This window comes from Neobacillus sp. BP17 (assembly GCF_059579525.1).
On sequence record NZ_CM184198.1, the window covers coordinates 2,678,176 to 2,695,713 of the forward strand.

The following is a 17,538-nucleotide window of genomic DNA, read 5'->3' on the forward strand; positions in this document are numbered from 1 at the left end:
ATTGTAAGGAGGGGTTTTATGGATTTAAGAATACATAGTGATTTTTCTAAAGTGAATCTTGATGAAATGAAGGAAATCTATTCTTCCGTCGGTTGGACAAAGCATACAAACGAGATTATCAAACAAGTTTTCGAAGCAAGTAATGTCATAGCATTGGTTACAATAAATGGTCGGATTATTGGATTTGGTAGGGCGATGACAGAGGGTGTTTTTAATGCTGCAATTTATGACGTTATAGTACATACATTAGAAGGGTTAACATCCTTTAATGTTGAATAAAACATTATAGTGTGAATTTAATAAAAAAATGGAGATCTATATGACAATTGAGAACCTAAACCAATTAAGTAATGACTTCATTCACCGTTTATATAGATGAATCCCTAGACGATTCAAATAATTAAAGGAGTGGAAAGAATGAACAGTCCGATAAAGAACCAGATCAATACTATTTTTGTCCACGTCAGCGATTTAGAGAAGTCGGTAATTTGGTATTCACAATTACTTGGTCAAGCATACGATACGGCAGAAATCAGAAGGCCTGTTTATAATATTGAAATTAACGATCATACTGGTTTAACTCTAGATGCAGGACCAGAAGAAATAATAAAAGAAGCGAACAATTACGAATATCCGTTATTTAATTTTCACACAGATCAAATCAATGCAGCCTATAATTACGTAAATAGTTTGGGATATAAAATTGAATCCGAAATTGTAAATTTTGATGATTTTTCTTATTTTACAATTAGGGATCCTGATAGAAATATTATTATGGTTTGTACTGGCTAATATAGAAATTTGCTTTAAAGAATACATCCTGCGACTTCTTGACTCAACTATTGAGGCACTTTTATCGAGGAAGGGCTAATTCAACTTTTGCTTTAGTAAAGGAGTAACATAAGAAAGCGTATTATTTTAATAAATTCAATTTTAGGAGGTTCCAATGAATCCTGTTTTAAATCAAATCGGAACAGTCTTTATTCCTGTAAGTAATGTTGAAGAAGCACGAAAATGGTATTGTGAGATTTTGGGGTTAGATGAAGAAGGTGAGATTTTATTTGGACATTTATTTATTATACCAACATCGAATGGAACTGGAATTGTATTAGATAGCAAGATTTATTCAAAAGAAAATATTTTTAAAACTCCAGCTTTTCATTTTAATGCCCACGATATTGAAGCAGCCTATAGCTTTATGAAGGATAAGAATGTTGAATTAACAACAGAAATTGAGCATAATCACTGGTTTAATTTCAAAGACCCTTATGGAAACCATTTAATGGTGTGCAAATGTTAATTAATTTACCAATCAATGCATAGTTCATATTTTTATATTTTTAAAGGATAAAAAGCAAAGTCATATTAGAGAAAATTTGAAATCCAGATTTGTAAAAATAATCAATATTTTATTTCAAATTTTTTCTAGTATTTGACGAAAATACGATTTTTTGATTACAAGGGCATGGACACAGTCTTTTCTACGAGTTTTTAATAATATACAGAGAACAATGGGATTAGAAACAACTGTTTCCATATTTCTTTTACCCGAATCTTTTTTAAGGTGCTGCTCTATTAGTTGAACTGGTTTGATCATCTGTGCATCCCGGCCAAATCCAAGAAAGTATTCGGCAAATAAGTTGACAATGTGAATTCTAATAATATAATAGTCATATGACTTTAGAACAAAACGATACGCAACGAATTAAAATATTTAATGCCTTAGCAGATGAAAAAAGGATCGCAATCATCCGCTTATTGTATTACGGAAACAATCGCCCAATGTGTACGGATATAGGAAGGAGTTTAGGTGTAAGTAAGTCCAATGGTTCCTATCATTTAAAAATTTTATCCGAAGCAGAGCTGGTGAAGATTGATCGTGAGGGTGTCATAAAATATGTCTCATTAAATGAGGAGACATTCACCCGCTATTTACCTGGGTTTTTGGCTACACTTTAATGTAGCCTCCTTTTTTGGTTATTAGTTCTAAAGTTTTATGACTTTGATATAACGGGGGAGAAATAGATGAATAAAAAAGAGAATAGGTTGATTATCACATTATGTTTAATCGTTTTATCCGGTGTAGTCAATTCACTTCTGTTTAATGTTGCCTTATTTGAAATGATGAATGGGCTTGAGGTGACAGCTTCCAAAATTAGCTGGGTGGTTATTTCCTATACTTTATTGATTGCCTGTGGTTCTATTACTTATAGTAAGCTAGCCTCTTATTTTCAAATTAAAAGTTTGTTGATTTTTGGGATTAGTTTATTCGTTACAGGTTCCCTTATAGGGTACACGACGAATGATTTTAGCGTTGTGGTCTTGGCCCGTATTATTCAAGCAGCGGGTGGCAGCTCGTTTATTGCATTATCCATGATCCTGACGAATCAGTATCTCACCTTCCCAAAACGCAATCTGGCTTTAACATTAATAGGTGCCTGTCTATCACTTGGTTCAGGAATAGGATTTTTGCTCGGAGGCTTCTTTACTCATTTTTTTGGCTGGCACTCCCTCTTTTTATTAATGAGTATGGCTATTTTTACGTTGCTAGGAATTATTTTGTTTGTGCCCTCCGGATATGCCAATCATAAGAAGCTTACCCAACCGTTTGATTTTTTAGGCTTCCTTTATTTATTGACTTTTGTCGTGACGTTTATTTTAGGAGTCAAATTAAATGGTTATTTGCTAATCATTACCGTGATATCTGTATTTTTTATAGGGATCCATGGCAAACGTCAAGATGTCGGGATATTTATGGATCTGTCAGTTTTTCGATTCTATGCCTTTAATCGGTTCCTTTTGCTTAGTTTTATTAATAGTGCTGCCATGGTGGGAATTATTTTTCTTTTTCCGTTATTAGCAGGACAGCAGTTTCATGTCTCTGCCTTGAAAACTGGCTTTATTTTGGCGGGGATATCAATCTTTTCCTTTTTGCTGAGCTTCGTAATAAGACCAGCTATAACCCGCATCCAAGGGAATGGTCGATTGGTCGTTGCTGTCGTCCTTCAATTCATTGGATTTCTGCTATTAGCCATCTTTGGAGTAAACCAATTTGCAGTGGCTAGTGTTGGCGTTGCCCTTATTAATATAAGCTTTACAATCCTTACCATTGTCATCAATATTGATATTCCCCACACGATAAAGAAGGAAAAAAGTGCAATGGGGCTGGGAATCTATAACTTAATCAACTTTTTAGGAATGTCATTTGGCCCTTCAATAGCGAGCCGAATCCTAAACGTGACATCAAGTTTCAGCCTGAGCTTTGGATTTTTCGTTAGTCTACTACTTATAGCATTGCTATTATCATTCGTGAGCAGCATTCCAGTCTCTTCAAGGAAGATAAAGCATTCACGTCAACTGTAATCTTAAAAAACTGGTTAGATATTTTCTAGCCAGTTTTTTAGTGCTTAAAACCTTTTGTATGGTTCTTTTAGCTTGGACATCTTTCATTCGTACACGGTCACAATAATTCCATCCATATTGTCACCTGAGATAGCCCTAGAAGTCATTGCTAAAAAAACGCTAAGATAAACGGAAAGTGGGAAGACCATCAGGTTTTGGCCATCATTAATCCGAAAGATTAACTGATAAAGACACTTTGAAAATAGTGACTTCGTTAATTCAGAAATCAATTGAAAAGTTTTAATTCACTACTTACTTTTAAAAATAACTTAGTAATGAAGCAACTGCACAAGAATGTGTGCAGTTGAAGAAAGGTTGCATTATAAGCGGACATCCATCCCGTTAGATAAATTTATTAATTGGGTGGGTAGCTTTAGAGAAAGCAGAGATGATAATTGTGCAGCTTTTCTAATTCTTCTAACGGTCAGATTTCTTACAAAATGAATGCAGATGATTTATTAGTTGGTGTTAATTAGAATGCGAAGTTAATTGGGGTAGAAATAGACCCTATTGAATTATATAAAGAATTAGGATAAGAGTATTCTTAGATATTTATGAAGTAAGGGAAAAGATTATATTTGAAAATTAATCGTATATCACATTTTTTCCTTCTTCACTTAATTTCTTTAAAGATGTAAGCATATGATTTATCTCTTCATCAGAGTGTCTTTCCCATGAAGCTAATTCAGCTATTATTTTTAGAGGTGATTTAGATCTATATGAGCGTGTTGGGTTTCCAGGAAATCTTTTATCAGTCAAGTTAGGATCATTTTCAAAATCCCCTAATGGTTCTACAATGTAGATTCTTTCTTTTGAATTAGATGTTGCTAATTCAGCACCCCATTTGGCAGCATTTAATGTTGCAGTAAAGTATATATGGTTAGATTTTTTTTCTTGGTAATTTGATAAGTGTTGAGGTTCTAATAAATCACCAATTTCTAATGCTGCTTTAGTACCATGAAAAAAAGGACCATTATCTAATACATCTTTTTTGTCATTCATACTGAAACACCTCTTCAAATATTAGATTTGTATTTAAAGTATAATATAGTGTAGGAGTAACAAAAAAATTCTCTATTATAAAAATATAAATAACGGTAAAATGTAAGTATAGAGAATGATATTGAGTCACTCTGTGAATGATTATTAAATTTAATAAATTAAATGATACCAATATTTAAAGTCCAGCTGCCATTCTAGGCGGCTTTTTTCTTATTGTACTAACGGAGCAGGTTAGCATTCCTGTAGATGGTTAAATTTGAACTTTGAAAAAAAAAGAGCCCCTCAGTAAGATATGAGTATAGACACCACTCTAACTCAAATCTTAGGAGGAACCCTACTATGAATTTTAAAATGCAAGACAAACAAAATCAACTAATAGAAAGAATTACCGATACACATCTAATTGTAGGTGTAGATATTGCTCAACAACTACATGTTGCAAGAGCAGTTAATTTTCGTGGAATTGTTGTAGGAGACCCTATTTCATTTGAAAATAATGAAGAGGGGTTCTTTAAACTATTAAACTGGATACAAGATTTAAAAAGATTGAAAAACTTAAATGAAGCAATAGTAGGTATGGAGCCTACTGGTCATTACTGGATTAACCTATTAACCTGGTTATATAACCAAAACATTGAGGTAGTAACCGTCAATCCCCACTTAGTAAAAAGGAATAAAGAGAATCGTGATAATACCCAATCTAAGAGTGATAAAAAAGATGCACTAGTTATCGCAGATATGGTCAAAAACGGCTACTATTCTTTGATTCGCCCATCCTCAGAATCATTTGAAAAACTTAGAGTTCTAATGTCCAACCGTGATGTGATTGTAAAACGACTCGTAATGTCTATAAATCAAATAAATCGATGGGTGGATGTTGTCTTTCCAGAGCTGAGACAAGTGTTTAACGATGTTTCGTGCAAAGGAGCCATCGCAACCCTTCGTTTGTTTCCAACTCCAGATGAAATATCTTCAATGGAGTCACTAGATGTCCAGAGGGGATGGAAATCATTAATGAAAAGGCAACCAGGACCTAAAAAAGCTCAATTACTGATCAATCTAGCAAAATCTTCTATTGGAACTGGACAAGCACTTGATGCTTATAAATTCCACCTAGAACAATTATTAGAAGAATATGACCTCGCAGTAAAACAACTCGAAAGAGTTGAAAAACAAGTTAAAGAGGTTCTCAATAAAATACCATTTGCAAAAAAACTACTCATGATTAAAGGAATAAGTGAAATTTCATTAGCAGGGATACTAGGTGAGGCTGGAGATTTAAGTCAATTCTCCCACGGAAACTCTCTATTACGTCATGCAGGATTACATCTAGCTGAGGCAAGTTCAGGTAAATGGAAAGGTCAGATTGTCATTTCAAAGCGTGGAAGATCAAGACTAAGACGCTTCCTCTACTTAGCAACTATGAGCCTTGTGATGAATAACCCTGAATTTAAAGCCCTGCATTCCCATAATGTGAAGGTCAAGAAGATAAAGAAGATGAAGTCAATCATGAAACTGATTGGTAAACTAGCAAGGATTTTTGTAGGCATAGCACGACGAAACGAGTCTTACTGTCCTAATAAAATTCAAGAATTAATCCCTTTAGCTGCTTAGAAATAAGACATTAATTAATAAAATAAATTATTAAAAAAATTGACTTTAATTTTGAATGTTGTCTTATTCGTAGGATTTCAAATATGTACCGAGTACCAGGTTTATTTAACAAAAGGGCACTGTGACCCATCAGGTTAGCATAACTGGCCTCCACCCCTTGGATAGGCATGACGAAGGAATGAGAGGGCAATTGACCCGTTGAGACATGGGAGGGAAAGCCTCCAGGGGCGGCGTGGAGATGTACATTATATGGTAAAATATGGAGTAGTAGCTAACTCCTTTATTTGACTATGCCTTCACGAAGCCAAATGATCTGAATTCATTTTAATTACCCGTAAATCCAATTACAAGGGTTATGAAATCCTGCGAATAAGTGAGCATTCAAGAGATATTCGTATCAAACTGAGGGAGTATAATAAGGAATTTTAATAAAAATGCAAAATTATATTGTAAAATAGGCTAAAAAGGCTGTGTTATATATGAAGGTTTCTTTAATTGTTGCGATGGATAAGAATAGAGTAATAGGCAAAGAAAATGACATTCCTTGGAGAATTCCAAAGGATTGGGAGTATGTTAAAAATATTACAAAGGGCCATTCAATTATATTGGGTAGAAAGAACCTTGAGTCAATTGGAAGAGCTTTACCTGACAGAAGAAATATTATTCTGACGAGGGATAAGGACTTCAATTTCGACTGTTGTGAAATTGTCCACTCAATCGAAGCTGTTTTTGAGTTATGTAAAAATGAAGAAGAGATTTTCATTTTCGGAGGGGAGCAGATTTATAATATTTTCCTTCCTTTTGTTGAGAAGATGTACATTACAAAAATTCATTATGAATTTAAAGGAGATACATTTTTTCCTGATGTTAATTTCGATGAATGGAAAGAAGTTTCTGTTGAAAAAGGGGTTATGAATGACAAAAACCCTTATAACTACTATTTTCACGTTTATGAAAGAAAACTTTCTTAAGTTAAAAGAGTGTAGGATTTTAAAAAAGAGTTGCAGCAGCAGCTTTTTTTATTGAACTAAAGGGAAAGTTTAATGGAACAAGAGTCTTTAATTATGGTATGATGTTCAAATGGTTAAAAACGGTATTAACGTTAAAAGGTGGAATAAGATGCTAGGCTTGCCAAAAGGAGAGGTCTTCTTAGTTCCTTGGACAGAGGAATGGAATAAAGAATTTTTATTAGAGAAAGAAAAAATGCAAGATAAAATAGGTGAATATATAATGGATATTCACCACATTGGAAGTACATCAGTAAAACTGTTTTTGATAATCTAGATTTGAGCCACATATATACGATTTGATCACATAAAAAATGAGCCACATGATTTCCAATTCTATTAACCTCTCTTATGATAGTTAGTGACCAAACTTACTACATTTGAGAGGACGAAAAGGATGATCGAAATGGCTCAATTTCATAATATCAAATTCTTAAAAGAGGTTGAAGGTTTATCGCAAAGACAAATAGCGACAAAACTTGGAATATCCCGTAACACGGTAAGCAAATACCTAAAAAACAATACAGCACCGACCACAGTCTTAAGAAAAACCGTCTATGCAACTAAGGAATACTCTTCAGAAACAAAACGGGTCATTCCAATCATTGACCAATGGTTGGAAGAAGATCAAAAGAACTGGAGAAAACAAAAGCATACCGCTATAAAAATCTTTAAGAGATTACAAGATGAATATGATTTTAAAGGCTCTGCCTCTAACATTCGTAAAATCGTAGCCAAACGCAGACAACAAATTCAGGAAGCCTTCATTCCTCTGGATTTTCAACTCGGCCACCAATTCCAATTCGACTGGGGAGAGGCGGATATTATACTACAGGGTCGAAAACAACGTATTTTCCTCTTCTGCGTTCAGCTCTCCGCAAGCCGAATGAGGTATGTAAGAGCGTATCTTCATGAAAAACAGGAAGCATTTCTGGATGGCTTTGTCCATGCGTTTGAATTCATAGGAGGTGTCCCTACAGAGGGTCTCCTGGATAATCTAAAAACAGCTGTAATAAAAATACTCCAAGGAAGAGATCGGCTAGAACAAGAATCTTTCATTGGGCTCCAAGCACATTACGTGTTTAAAGCAGAATTCTGTAATCCTGCAAGTGGTAACGAAAAAGGGCGTGTCGAAGGTACAGTAGGATACATAAGAAGAAATGCCTTGGTACCTTTACCAGAAGTTCTTTCTGTAAAGGAACTGAATGACTATCTCTTGGATTGGTGTTTAAAAGAGGCCGGAAGGACACTCGTCCCAAATAAATCAGAAACTGTCTTGGAAATGTGGGAGAAGGAAAAGGAATATCTTCATCCTCTTCCTGAGAACCGATTTGAAGCTTGTAAGCTTTTATCATGCAAGGTTAATAAAACTTCCCTTATTACAGTGGAAACCAATCGTTATTCTGTACCCTGCAACTATGTAGGGCAATCTGTATGGGCAAAAATTTTTGTCGACCGTGTAATCGTAGTGGCTCAAAACCAAGTGATCGCAGAACACAGTCGGTCTTATGAACGCAACCAGATGATTACTGTTCTTGATCATTATTTGGAAGTATTACTTAAAAAACCACGGGCAATCCGAGACGCACACGCATTCCATTCAAACGAGATCCCTGATGTATTCAAGAGATTCCATTTGAAAATGCGAGAGCAGGAAGGATCTGTAGGTGATAGAAAGTTCATTCGACTTCTCCTCCTCCATCGTGATATTGGTATGGACAATTTAACGAAAGCCTTATCGGAAGCAGAGAAAACGCAAGTTTTTCGCTATGAGAAGGTCCATGAAATCATACAAAGGCTTACAAACCAGCACATACCAATCAGTACTCTTCCTACGGATAAAACACCTGTCAATCTCCTTGATTACAAGGTGAACAAGTCCAATATAGAACAGTATGGTCAATTGACAGGAGGTACAAGGAAATGACAACTGAACTACTTTTAGATCACTTAACTAAACAACTACGGATTCCGACTATCGCAGCACAATATCGTTCCCTCGCAAGAGAGGCTGAGGATCGTAACTTAAGCTATGAGGAATTTCTATTGGCTTTACTAGAAGCTGAATCAGAGTCTAGAGAAGATAACCAAAGGCAAAGAAGGCTTAAACAAGCAGCCTTTCCTGTTCATAAAGCACTAGATAGCTATGATTTTAGTTTGATGCCAAGTCTGAATAGGAATCGTTTTTTGACTCTATCAAAGGGAGATTTTGTAGAAAAGAAGGAAAACATAATATTTTTAGGTAACAGTGGGACTGGAAAGTCGCATCTGGCTACGGGGCTCGGCATTGAAATGATTAAAAATGGCTATAAAGTTAAGTTTGTTTCGGCTGCAGAATTAGTAGAAGAACTTCTCCTGGCTCATGAAGAACATAAGCTAGGTGCACTAGAAAAAAGGTGGCTCAAATTTGATTTGATCATTATTGACGAGCTTGGATACGTACCGTTCACAAAAATAGGATCTGAGCTCTTATTCCAATTCTTTGCCGGTCGGTACGAACGGGCAAGCGTCATGATAACTACGAACCTAGAATTTACAGAATGGACCTCTATATTCGGAGATGAAAAGATGACCGCTGCTCTTCTAGATCGGCTAACCCACAGGGCTCATATCCTCCTCCTAAACGGAGAATCATATCGATTTAGACAAAGTATGAAACAAAGGGAAGAGGCCGACCAGTAGGCTGGCGTGCGAGGAGTTTAGGGTATCTTGCCCCTCGGGGCAAGATACCCTAAACTCCCACTTCTCTATCAAATATGGAAATAACTCAGAATGAAGTGGCTCACTTTTAAAGTGATCGCTCTGGCTCAAATTAATATTGACAAATACAAAAACATTTAAGTGCAAAACCAATTATTGACATAGCCATAGAAATCAAAGATTTTAATGATGGTGGGACTACTTCCTCATCTTTAGAGGAGTTGGGATATTCGTATAAAGGAACAAATATTTTGCCAGACAGACATTATTTTAGTAAGGGTGAACCAAGAACCCATCAAATCCATATGTATCAATGTGGAAATAAATATTTACTTGAACAGCTAAAGTTCAGAGATTACTTGAGAGATAATGATGAAGCAAGAATTGAATATGAACAGCTCAAACTTAATTTAGCAAAGTTAAATAAAAATAATAAACATAAATATGCAGAAGAGAAAACTGCTTTTGTTAAATCAATTTTAGAAAAAATTTAAAGGGTTTCTTATTAAGCTAACGGGTGCTTATGTTAAAGATGGGGTTGCTGCGGCGATCCCATCTTTAATTGTGCTAACGGAGCAGGTAGGTTACATACATCCTATTATTGTTGTCCTTGTAACTCCCAAGGAAATTTACCAGTTTTTCTATCCACTATTCTCATCACTTCAGCAATGTCTTTCTTTGTTACATTTGCCATGTCAATGATATCTTCATCACTTCTTTTCTTAACATACTTCATGTGACAAATAATTCGATAACGTTCCTGTATGGTTCCTTTATAAAGTGCTTTCTTGTGTGCATATTCTAAGAACGGTTGGCACCACTTTCTGCAAGTCTGCTCTTCATCTTTTTTGAGTCCCATTGTGAATGTAAGGGAAATAACTAGAAAGAAAAACAAAATTCTTTTCATTTGATAATCACCTCACATTTATGGTGACCAAAAGATATAGAATAATGAATGCAATCCGTTAAAATCATAGATTATTAATGATAGGTCTTCTTAAACTATTGGGGGCGATACTTCAAGAAGAAGTTCGCTAATTTTTCTTATTATATTATAAATATTGTGAATATTTATAATGTGGAGGGAATCTATGGAACTTTCTAAGGAGTGGAATCTAGAAGATAGTGATTATATTAGAAAAAAGGTAATTGAATATAACCTTTCATTACTACCTGATGAGGTAAAACAATCATCAATAAAGGTTAGCCATATACTTAGAAATGATGAGGGGAAAATAGTTGGGGGGATTACTGGAACGATTTTCTGGTACCATCTACATATTGAGTATCTTTGGGTTGATCATTCATAAAGAGGAAAAGGATATGGAGAAGAGTTATTAAATCATATTGAAAAAACAGCTAAAGAAAATAATTGTAGGTTAATATTATTAGATACCTTTAGCTTCCAGGCACCAGACTTTTATAAGAAATGTGGATATAAGGTTATTGGTAAAGTTGAAGATCACCCAAAAGGACATAACCAGTATTATTTAGAAAAAAAATTGACCTAACAATGTTGTAATAGGAAGTTAAAAATGTTTTTTTATTATTTATTGCTCATACTCGGAGTATTGTTTGTAGTAGGCTCAGCAATTTACTTCATTCTAATGTTTATTAACAAAGACTACCCATTATTAGGAATAGGTAAATGCCTTTTAACCCTTTTATTTGGTGTTTTACTTTTAGTTATTACTCTCCTAAGTTTAAAATATGTTGTACTGAAGGAATATGATGTCGTCAGTGGGAAATGTGTGATCGAAATAGATTCAACAGGTCGTTCTTCAGAAGCGGACTTTAAAATGCTTAATACAGAGGAAGTGTTTAGCTTCAGAGATATTCCTCCATTGGATGCTTATGGAAAGTCAATCCCTTATTATTGTAAAGTTACAGTTACAAAAGACCATCAGTTTGAAGTTAGTTATAAAATATATGATGCCAAAACACGAAAGTTACTAGTAACAAGTAAATAGACTTTGTTTACAGTTTGGGTGGTTAATTTATGAGGCGATTCTTTGATAAAGAATCGTCTCAACTTTTAGATTAATAATATCTTTTTCGGCTTACGTTGCACGTTAGTTGAAGAGAAAGATAACTCCTTATGTTCCATTTGCACAAAATTCGTATTAAGAGACAAAAAAGACCTCTATACAGGAGGTCTAAGGACTTTTGGAAGAATTTAAATGCTGATAATTAATTAACTTTATAGCAGGACGATCCTTGATATTTCTCCAAAATATATTTGGGTTAATACCAAATGTGATTTTATCAGTTCCATAGGATTTACGGTTCTTAATACCGCTATGCGGAGAAACAGTGACTATCACCATGTATGGATACTCCTGACGAGTATCTTGGAGTTGTGATTCTATAATTTCCACAACATTATAGTGATTTTCCCAATCAAAGGACATTCCGCTTATCGATTTATCATGATATTGTTTCCTTGCAGCATTAAGAATTTCAGGGATTAGAAGGTCTAACATAAAATTTTTAAAATGTTGTTCTTGTGGAACATCATTTGTTACACGGTATAAATCATCACTATATCCTTTGCGGTGATACTCTTCAGCAAAGACAAAATGTGTACAAAAAAGAAAGATAAAAACTAAGGTTAAAAGTGTTTTTTTGAAAATGTTCGTCACCTCCATATGGTGTAATATTTGTAAAAAAATACAATCTATTCTTGATTAAAGCTAAACACCTAATGGGGAGTATTCATCGAATTTATAACAAGAAAACAACAAAAAAAGCAGTAAACAAAAATTGAGGAGGTATTTGTAGTGAACCAACACCAAATCATAATTACTGATTATAATCCCAAGTACGCTGAACAAACAGTGAAAATGTGGCGAGATAGTAAGGAACAAGCAATTCGTCAGAAAGAAATTCATAGCTTTGAAAATCACGTTTATTTTTTAAATAATATATTACCTGGACAGTTTCAAATAAATTTAGCGTTAATTGACGATAGAGTAGTGGGAATGATTGCTTCTAATGAAACGGAAATAAGCCAACTTTATATTCATATAGATTATCAAGGAATGGGTATAGGACAAACATTATTAGAAAAAGTAAAAGCAAAATCAAGTGGGAGATTAACATTATATACATTTGAAGTAAATAAAAAAGCACAACTATTTTATGAAAAGAATGGATTTAAAATCATTGGTAGAGGGCACGAAAATGAAGAAAATTTACCTGATATTCAATACGAATGGATATCAAAATAAACCATGCTAACGGGTGCAAGTGTTGAAGAAAGTGGTCGCCGCAGCGGTCTTTTGCAACAGATATGGAACCTTTTGATACCTTATTATCCATCACATCTTTGGAAGAGGTAATGAGAAGATTAGATGAATACTTAAAAGAATAACTCTTGTTGAGACTCTTCAATTTCGAAGGATCGTTTTTTCTTATTCAAGTAACATGGCAGTTTAGTTATAGAAGGAAATGTCAATCAATCAGAGAATTTATAGTAATTCAAGGAATCCAACATGCTAAACTCATTGTTAATGAAAAGGAGATAAAGATCTATGCGTACTGAACAAGAAATGATAGCTTTAATTCTGGACACAGCAGAAAAAGATGAACGAATTCGTGCAGTAGTAATGAATGGTTCACGAACAAATCCTAATGTTTCAAATGATATGTTTCAGGATTTTGATATTGTTTATCTTGTAACCGAAATGGATTCTTTTTCACGGAATCACAATTGGATAGAGGTTTTTGGTAAACGAATCATTATGCAAACACCTATGGCTATGTCGATGTTTTCTCCATCATTGGGTAGTCGATTCTCATATCTAATGCAATTTACAGATGGAAATCGTATTGATCTGACGTTAATTCCCTTAAACGAAAAAGAAAAGTATTGTAAAGAGGATAAGCTAACAAAAATATTGATGGATAAAGATCATTGCCTCCCTGCAATTCCTCCTCCTACTGATGAGGATTATTGGGTAAAACGTCCATCTGCTGAATTCTATGCAGATTGTTGTAATGAATTTTGGTGGGTATCCACTTACGTAGCGAAGGGTTTATGGAGGAAGGAAATTCTTTATGCACAAGAACATCTTAATGTTATTGTTAGACCTATGCTAATCAAAATGCTGGAATGGCAGGTAGGTATTCAAACTGACTTTTCTGTAAGCTTAGGTAAAAGCGGTAAATATCTAGAGAGATTTCTTCCAGAGGAAATCTGGAAGGAACTTCTTTCTACTTATGCTGATGGGAGTTATGATGGTGTCTGGAAAGCATTATTAACAATGGCTCAGTTGTTTCGTAGTACAGCAAAATATGTTGCAGATAGTTTAAATTATGAATATCCATATGAACAAGATAATGGTGTTACGGAGTATTTAAAGCATATAGAAAACTTATCACCAAATGCTAATGAAATTTATTGATCTACTTTAACTACCATGAAAATAAGTTTCCTTCAGTTCTTTATGAAATAAACCCGCTAATAGTGTTTAATTGTTTTTAAACGATTTACCATTGTTGTATGTATTGTAAAATTGACGCTAAAACCTGGATATCTTTAAATAAATACTATACTTTGCAAAACTCTTCAGGAATCTTGTCCTTTATAATATTAAAAGTTTCCATTCGTTAAGCAACTTTGATTTGTACAATAAAAAACCTACCTAAATATTTTCAATTGAGGAGAAAATCTCTTAGAGAAAATTCTGTTAATAGGTGGGAACTATTTGACGCTTACTAATAAATCGAGCAGAATGATTCTGCTCGATTTGAATTTTATCATTGTTACATCAGTTTTTTAATCGAAAAATTATCCCTCAATAAAGCCCAGTTCTCTGGGTATGGATAACCCAATGCCCAGTAACTGATCCCACGGAGGTTATAGTCTTTGACCATATTAAACTTGGCCTGTGCACTTCGTGCATCCTCAAACCACACCTCATGACCCTGCCCTTTTTCATCTACGTAACGGAAAAATGGAGATTGGGCGGTAGCATCATATTGAATGGCAGCTCCATATTTTACTGCACGTCTTAAGGCTTCCTGTGGGCTGAAAGTTTCGGCTTCTTGGCCCTTAACATGAGGAATCTTCCAGTCCCGCGCATAAATTTGGAAGCCTAAAAAGATTTTATCAGCTGGCATAACGGATAATGCATATTCCACTACTCGCTTCATTTCATTTATAGGAGAGATGGCCTGCGGAGGACCGAGGCGGTATCCCCATTCATATGTCATCAGCACGACAAAGTCGGCAATTCTCCCGTGCGCTTCATAGTCATGGGCTTCATATAAGAGACCGGCTTGAGTGGCTCCCACCTTTGGTGCAAGTGCAGTTGAAACAAAATATCCTTTTGGATGGAGGCGGTCCACTGCCAGCTGTAGGAACTGGTTGTATACCTCACGGTCTGCCGGCAATACATTCTCAAAATCTATATTAACTCCTTTATAGCCTTTGCTATCCATGACTTGGAGAATGTTGGTGAGGACCTTATCTCTTATTTCTGGAGTAGCCAAAATGGTATGTGCCACATTTGATCCGGCCTGGGTGGAAGTAAAGTTGGTAACTGACATCATGGGCACGACATTTTTAGACAATGACGCTTTAACCATTTCCTCATCATTTTTGACGGGATTTAACGTTCCATCTTCTGCAATAAGGTAGGCGAATGGACTAAAGTACGTTAACAAATGGCCAATTTCATTAAGGGTTTGGACGGCTCCTGCACTCGGTTGATAGGTATAAGCATTCACTTCAATCGCTGGTTTTGTTCTTGGAATGGCCAGCTGCAGTCCAGGATAAATCAAATTAGGGTTAGTAATCTGATTTTCATTGATGATAGCTTGAACAGTGGTTCCATATCGATTGGCAATTTGCCATAAGGCTTCACCAGGTTGGACGATATGTGTAATGGCTGGAACGTAGAGTGTGGTTCCCGGATATAAAAGATTCGGGTTTGTTAAGTTGCTGGATTGAACAATCGCTGAAATCGAAACACCATACTTTTGGGCAATCGACCATAATGTTTCCCCATATTTTACGATGTGGGTAGTTCCTGGTTTTGGAATTACTAACGCCTGGCCAACCACTAATTGATTTGGATTCTGGAGATCATTTATTTGTACAATGGAACTCATGCTAACGGCATAACGGTTAGAGATTTGCCAAAGCGTCTCACCACTGCTGACAACATGTATTATCATTCAGATTCCCCCATAGGCAATTTCATTAATGTACTATATGTAACGGCCACAAAAAATGTGTAAATACCCGATATTCAATGAACTAAGAAAGCAGAATAGCAAAAGAGGACGGTCTGTTTATTTTCAACAATCGGGCCAGCGGGAGAAGTTCTGTTATAAACGCTTTCAACGTGATAAACAGGAGAAAACTAGATATGGTGAGAATAGTTTCTTGGAAAGGAACTGACGAATTTCCGAATGTAAGGGTCTAAAGATTGAACATAGAGGAAACCTATGTCCCACCTAACGGTGGTGAGTGGTGGGTAGTTTAATAAAAATACTTCCATAATAATATCGGAGGTGTTGGAATGATTTCGGTCAAAAATGCTGAAAGTTACCTTAAAAATAAGGTTGGTAAAGATTCCAAAAATATAAAAAAAGTTTGGGAAACATTTAAGAATTTTTGTAAAGAACCAGTTGAGGGAGAAGAAGGTAAAGAGATTCTATTTCAATGTGGTTTGTTTGATTTTACTGGACAGGAACTATTTCATTTTGATTTTGTACGTCAGTTTACTATTTATGAAGAAGACGAGTATTCTCAGATGGAACAACTTCACTGTGAATTTTTATTTAAACCAACTTTTGAGTTAAGGAAGTTAGAGGTAGAAGAATGGTCAATGGATTATGATGATATAGATGATTTTTTAACTCATATAGAAAACCTTCAGGAGTTTAAAATACCTTTGAATTTAAAGCCGATAATATTAGAAATATATCAAGAAGAAGTTTGAACCTTGTTTCACTAACGGATGCGATGCTTCAATAATGAAGGATCGATTTATTCTTATTCAAGTAACAGGGAGTATATTTGCATAATGGTAACTAAGCAACTCTATTATATAAATAATGACATGAATGTAGGATTTTTTTCATACTATATTTTTGGGGGTGATGAAGTGGCAAGAGTAAGGGCTAGAAGTCATGAATTAGATGAAATGGCAAGAATGATGAGAGCAGAAGCGGAAGGCGAAGGACAGCAAGGAATGTTATATGTTGGAAATGTAATAATAAATCGTGTTGTCGCACAATGCTTAGATTTTAAAAGTGTAGGCAATATTCATGATGTAATATTTCAAGTACAAGGAGGAAATTTTTCTTTTGAAGCAGTGCAAAAAGGGAATGTATTTTATCAAAGATCAAGAACTTCCGAAAGAAGGTTAGCGCAACAAAATATAAATGGTTGGAGAGATCATCCAGCTAAGTTTGCTCTATGGTATTTTAATCCACATGCTCCATGTCCACCAACATGGTACGGTCAACCTCATACTGGTGCATTTAAAGAACATTGTTTTTATGAACCGAAACCTGGAACATGTGATAGTGTTTATAGAGGTTAAGCTTACTCTTTGAGTAAGCTTATTTACATAATTAGAATATTTAAGTGGTGTGGGGCTAATTGAATGGGAAATGACTTTTATGCGGATACATTTATTTTGGCGGTTGGATTTTTTGCAATATATATGTTTTTTCACGCAACACGGGAACGCTTCTACAACAACAACAAGACTTATGACCAAGTTAGGTATATAACTCAATTAGCCTTATCTTTTAATTTTTGGTTCATTAAAAATTTTATTTCTAGTCGGAGGAA

At 34.9% G+C, this 17,538-nt stretch carries 18 protein-coding genes and 3 pseudogenes; 17 read left to right on the top strand and 4 right to left on the bottom strand.

The annotated features are described in order from the left end of the window. Positions 1 to 18 precede the first annotated feature (18 nt). From AC4QJR_RS12970 to AC4QJR_RS12990, 5 genes are all read left to right on the top strand, one after another. Positions 19 to 279, top strand: coding sequence for a hypothetical protein (locus tag AC4QJR_RS12970; protein ID WP_306460587.1), 261 nt, complete (start codon positions 19 to 21; stop codon positions 277 to 279). A 138-nt stretch (positions 280 to 417) separates the two neighbouring features. Continuing rightward, complete coding sequence (locus AC4QJR_RS12975; protein ID WP_496526452.1) at positions 418 to 792, top strand: VOC family protein; 375 nt, start codon at positions 418 to 420, stop codon at positions 790 to 792. Positions 793 to 946: 154 nt separating this feature from the next. Next, complete coding sequence (locus AC4QJR_RS12980; RefSeq protein ID WP_098573009.1) at positions 947 to 1,300, top strand: VOC family protein; 354 nt, start codon at positions 947 to 949, stop codon at positions 1,298 to 1,300. Between the two features lie 374 nt (positions 1,301 to 1,674). Next, positions 1,675 to 1,959, top strand: coding sequence for an ArsR/SmtB family transcription factor (locus tag AC4QJR_RS12985; protein ID WP_098573007.1), 285 nt, complete (start codon positions 1,675 to 1,677; stop codon positions 1,957 to 1,959). A gap of 66 nt (positions 1,960 to 2,025) precedes the next feature. Then, complete coding sequence (locus tag AC4QJR_RS12990; protein ID WP_496526453.1) at positions 2,026 to 3,363, top strand: MFS transporter; 1,338 nt, start codon at positions 2,026 to 2,028, stop codon at positions 3,361 to 3,363. 624 nt (positions 3,364 to 3,987) lie between these two features. On the opposite strand, the gene arr is transcribed toward AC4QJR_RS12990, so the two are convergent. After that, entirely contained in the window at positions 3,988 to 4,404 is a 417-nt protein-coding gene (gene arr / locus AC4QJR_RS12995; protein ID WP_496526454.1) for an NAD(+)--rifampin ADP-ribosyltransferase, read from the bottom strand. A gap of 339 nt (positions 4,405 to 4,743) precedes the next feature. On the opposite strand from arr, the gene AC4QJR_RS13000 reads away from it, so the two are divergent. From AC4QJR_RS13000 to AC4QJR_RS13025, 6 genes and pseudogenes are all read left to right on the top strand, one after another. Continuing rightward, a complete protein-coding gene (locus tag AC4QJR_RS13000; RefSeq protein WP_496523452.1) occupies positions 4,744 to 6,018 on the top strand; it encodes an IS110 family RNA-guided transposase in 1,275 nt (424 codons plus the stop codon). 479 nt (positions 6,019 to 6,497) lie between these two features. Beyond that, the gene (gene dfr / locus AC4QJR_RS13005) at positions 6,498 to 6,989 is read left to right on the top strand and encodes a DfrD/DfrG/DfrK family trimethoprim-resistant dihydrofolate reductase (RefSeq protein ID WP_251463457.1); all 492 of its coding nucleotides are present in this window, start codon (positions 6,498 to 6,500) and stop codon (positions 6,987 to 6,989) included. A 148-nt stretch (positions 6,990 to 7,137) separates the two neighbouring features. Next, a pseudogene (locus tag AC4QJR_RS13010) lies at positions 7,138 to 7,281 on the top strand (GrpB family protein); the annotation flags it as partial. Between the two features lie 141 nt (positions 7,282 to 7,422). Beyond that, positions 7,423 to 8,952 (top strand): IS21 family transposase, encoded by a 1,530-nt coding sequence (gene istA / locus AC4QJR_RS13015; protein ID WP_496524313.1) that lies wholly within the window; start codon positions 7,423 to 7,425, stop codon positions 8,950 to 8,952. Continuing rightward, positions 8,949 to 9,707 (top strand): IS21-like element helper ATPase IstB, encoded by a 759-nt coding sequence (gene istB / locus AC4QJR_RS13020; RefSeq protein WP_496524312.1) that lies wholly within the window; start codon positions 8,949 to 8,951, stop codon positions 9,705 to 9,707. Before istA ends, istB begins: the two co-directional genes overlap by 4 nt. A 152-nt stretch (positions 9,708 to 9,859) precedes the next feature. Continuing rightward, positions 9,860 to 10,219, top strand: a pseudogene (locus AC4QJR_RS13025) (GrpB family protein); the annotation flags it as partial. Between the two features lie 104 nt (positions 10,220 to 10,323). Here AC4QJR_RS13025 and AC4QJR_RS13030 read toward each other — a convergent pair. Continuing rightward, positions 10,324 to 10,632 (bottom strand): hypothetical protein, encoded by a 309-nt coding sequence (locus AC4QJR_RS13030; protein WP_496526455.1) that lies wholly within the window; start codon positions 10,630 to 10,632, stop codon positions 10,324 to 10,326. Positions 10,633 to 10,816: 184 nt separating this feature from the next. Here AC4QJR_RS13030 and AC4QJR_RS13035 point away from each other — a divergent pair. Together AC4QJR_RS13035 and AC4QJR_RS13040 are read left to right on the top strand one after the other, a co-directional pair. Next, positions 10,817 to 11,236: pseudogene (locus AC4QJR_RS13035) on the top strand (GNAT family N-acetyltransferase). A 24-nt stretch (positions 11,237 to 11,260) separates the two neighbouring features. Then, a complete protein-coding gene (locus AC4QJR_RS13040; protein ID WP_496526456.1) occupies positions 11,261 to 11,695 on the top strand; it encodes a hypothetical protein in 435 nt (144 codons plus the stop codon). A 186-nt stretch (positions 11,696 to 11,881) separates the two neighbouring features. Here AC4QJR_RS13040 and AC4QJR_RS13045 read toward each other — a convergent pair whose 3' ends face one another. Then, positions 11,882 to 12,367: a DUF3888 domain-containing protein gene (locus tag AC4QJR_RS13045; protein ID WP_496526457.1), complete on the bottom strand. Its 486-nt coding sequence runs from the start codon at positions 12,365 to 12,367 to the stop codon at positions 11,882 to 11,884. Positions 12,368 to 12,505: 138 nt separating this feature from the next. On the opposite strand from AC4QJR_RS13045, the gene AC4QJR_RS13050 reads away from it, so the two are divergent. Together AC4QJR_RS13050 and AC4QJR_RS13055 are read left to right on the top strand one after the other, a co-directional pair. Continuing rightward, complete coding sequence (locus AC4QJR_RS13050; protein WP_496526458.1) at positions 12,506 to 12,955, top strand: GNAT family N-acetyltransferase; 450 nt, start codon at positions 12,506 to 12,508, stop codon at positions 12,953 to 12,955. A 303-nt stretch (positions 12,956 to 13,258) separates the two neighbouring features. After that, on the top strand, positions 13,259 to 14,131 hold the full coding sequence (locus AC4QJR_RS13055) for an aminoglycoside 6-adenylyltransferase (protein WP_496526459.1): 873 nt from the start codon (positions 13,259 to 13,261) through the stop codon (positions 14,129 to 14,131). Between the two features lie 361 nt (positions 14,132 to 14,492). On the opposite strand, the gene AC4QJR_RS13060 is transcribed toward AC4QJR_RS13055, so the two are convergent. Further along, entirely contained in the window at positions 14,493 to 15,908 is a 1,416-nt protein-coding gene (locus AC4QJR_RS13060) for a LysM peptidoglycan-binding domain-containing protein (protein WP_496526460.1), read from the bottom strand. Positions 15,909 to 16,255: 347 nt separating this feature from the next. Between AC4QJR_RS13060 and AC4QJR_RS13065 the strand changes: the two genes are divergently transcribed. Together AC4QJR_RS13065 and AC4QJR_RS13070 are read left to right on the top strand one after the other, a co-directional pair. Then, a complete protein-coding gene (locus tag AC4QJR_RS13065; RefSeq protein ID WP_496526461.1) occupies positions 16,256 to 16,678 on the top strand; it encodes a hypothetical protein in 423 nt (140 codons plus the stop codon). 165 nt (positions 16,679 to 16,843) lie between these two features. After that, positions 16,844 to 17,284 (top strand): cell wall hydrolase, encoded by a 441-nt coding sequence (locus AC4QJR_RS13070; protein WP_098576532.1) that lies wholly within the window; start codon positions 16,844 to 16,846, stop codon positions 17,282 to 17,284. Positions 17,285 to 17,538 lie beyond the last annotated feature (254 nt).

Coding starts and splice junctions, on each gene's coding strand:
- AC4QJR_RS13030 (WP_496526455.1), bottom strand. CDS start 10,632: ATGAAAAGAATTTTGTTTTTCTTTCTAGTTATTTCCCTTACATTCACA.
- AC4QJR_RS13060 (WP_496526460.1), bottom strand. CDS start 15,908: ATGATAATACATGTTGTCAGCAGTGGTGAGACGCTTTGGCAAATCTCT.
- AC4QJR_RS13065 (WP_496526461.1), top strand. CDS start 16,256: ATGATTTCGGTCAAAAATGCTGAAAGTTACCTTAAAAATAAGGTTGGT.
- AC4QJR_RS12990 (WP_496526453.1), top strand. CDS start 2,026: ATGAATAAAAAAGAGAATAGGTTGATTATCACATTATGTTTAATCGTT.
- AC4QJR_RS12980 (WP_098573009.1), top strand. CDS start 947: ATGAATCCTGTTTTAAATCAAATCGGAACAGTCTTTATTCCTGTAAGT.
- istB (WP_496524312.1), top strand. CDS start 8,949: ATGACAACTGAACTACTTTTAGATCACTTAACTAAACAACTACGGATT.
- AC4QJR_RS13000 (WP_496523452.1), top strand. CDS start 4,744: ATGAATTTTAAAATGCAAGACAAACAAAATCAACTAATAGAAAGAATT.
- AC4QJR_RS12970 (WP_306460587.1), top strand. CDS start 19: ATGGATTTAAGAATACATAGTGATTTTTCTAAAGTGAATCTTGATGAA.
- AC4QJR_RS13040 (WP_496526456.1), top strand. CDS start 11,261: ATGTTTTTTTATTATTTATTGCTCATACTCGGAGTATTGTTTGTAGTA.
- arr (WP_496526454.1), bottom strand. CDS start 4,404: ATGAATGACAAAAAAGATGTATTAGATAATGGTCCTTTTTTTCATGGT.
- AC4QJR_RS13055 (WP_496526459.1), top strand. CDS start 13,259: ATGCGTACTGAACAAGAAATGATAGCTTTAATTCTGGACACAGCAGAA.
- istA (WP_496524313.1), top strand. CDS start 7,423: ATGATCGAAATGGCTCAATTTCATAATATCAAATTCTTAAAAGAGGTT.
- AC4QJR_RS12985 (WP_098573007.1), top strand. CDS start 1,675: ATGACTTTAGAACAAAACGATACGCAACGAATTAAAATATTTAATGCC.
- dfr (WP_251463457.1), top strand. CDS start 6,498: ATGAAGGTTTCTTTAATTGTTGCGATGGATAAGAATAGAGTAATAGGC.
- AC4QJR_RS12975 (WP_496526452.1), top strand. CDS start 418: ATGAACAGTCCGATAAAGAACCAGATCAATACTATTTTTGTCCACGTC.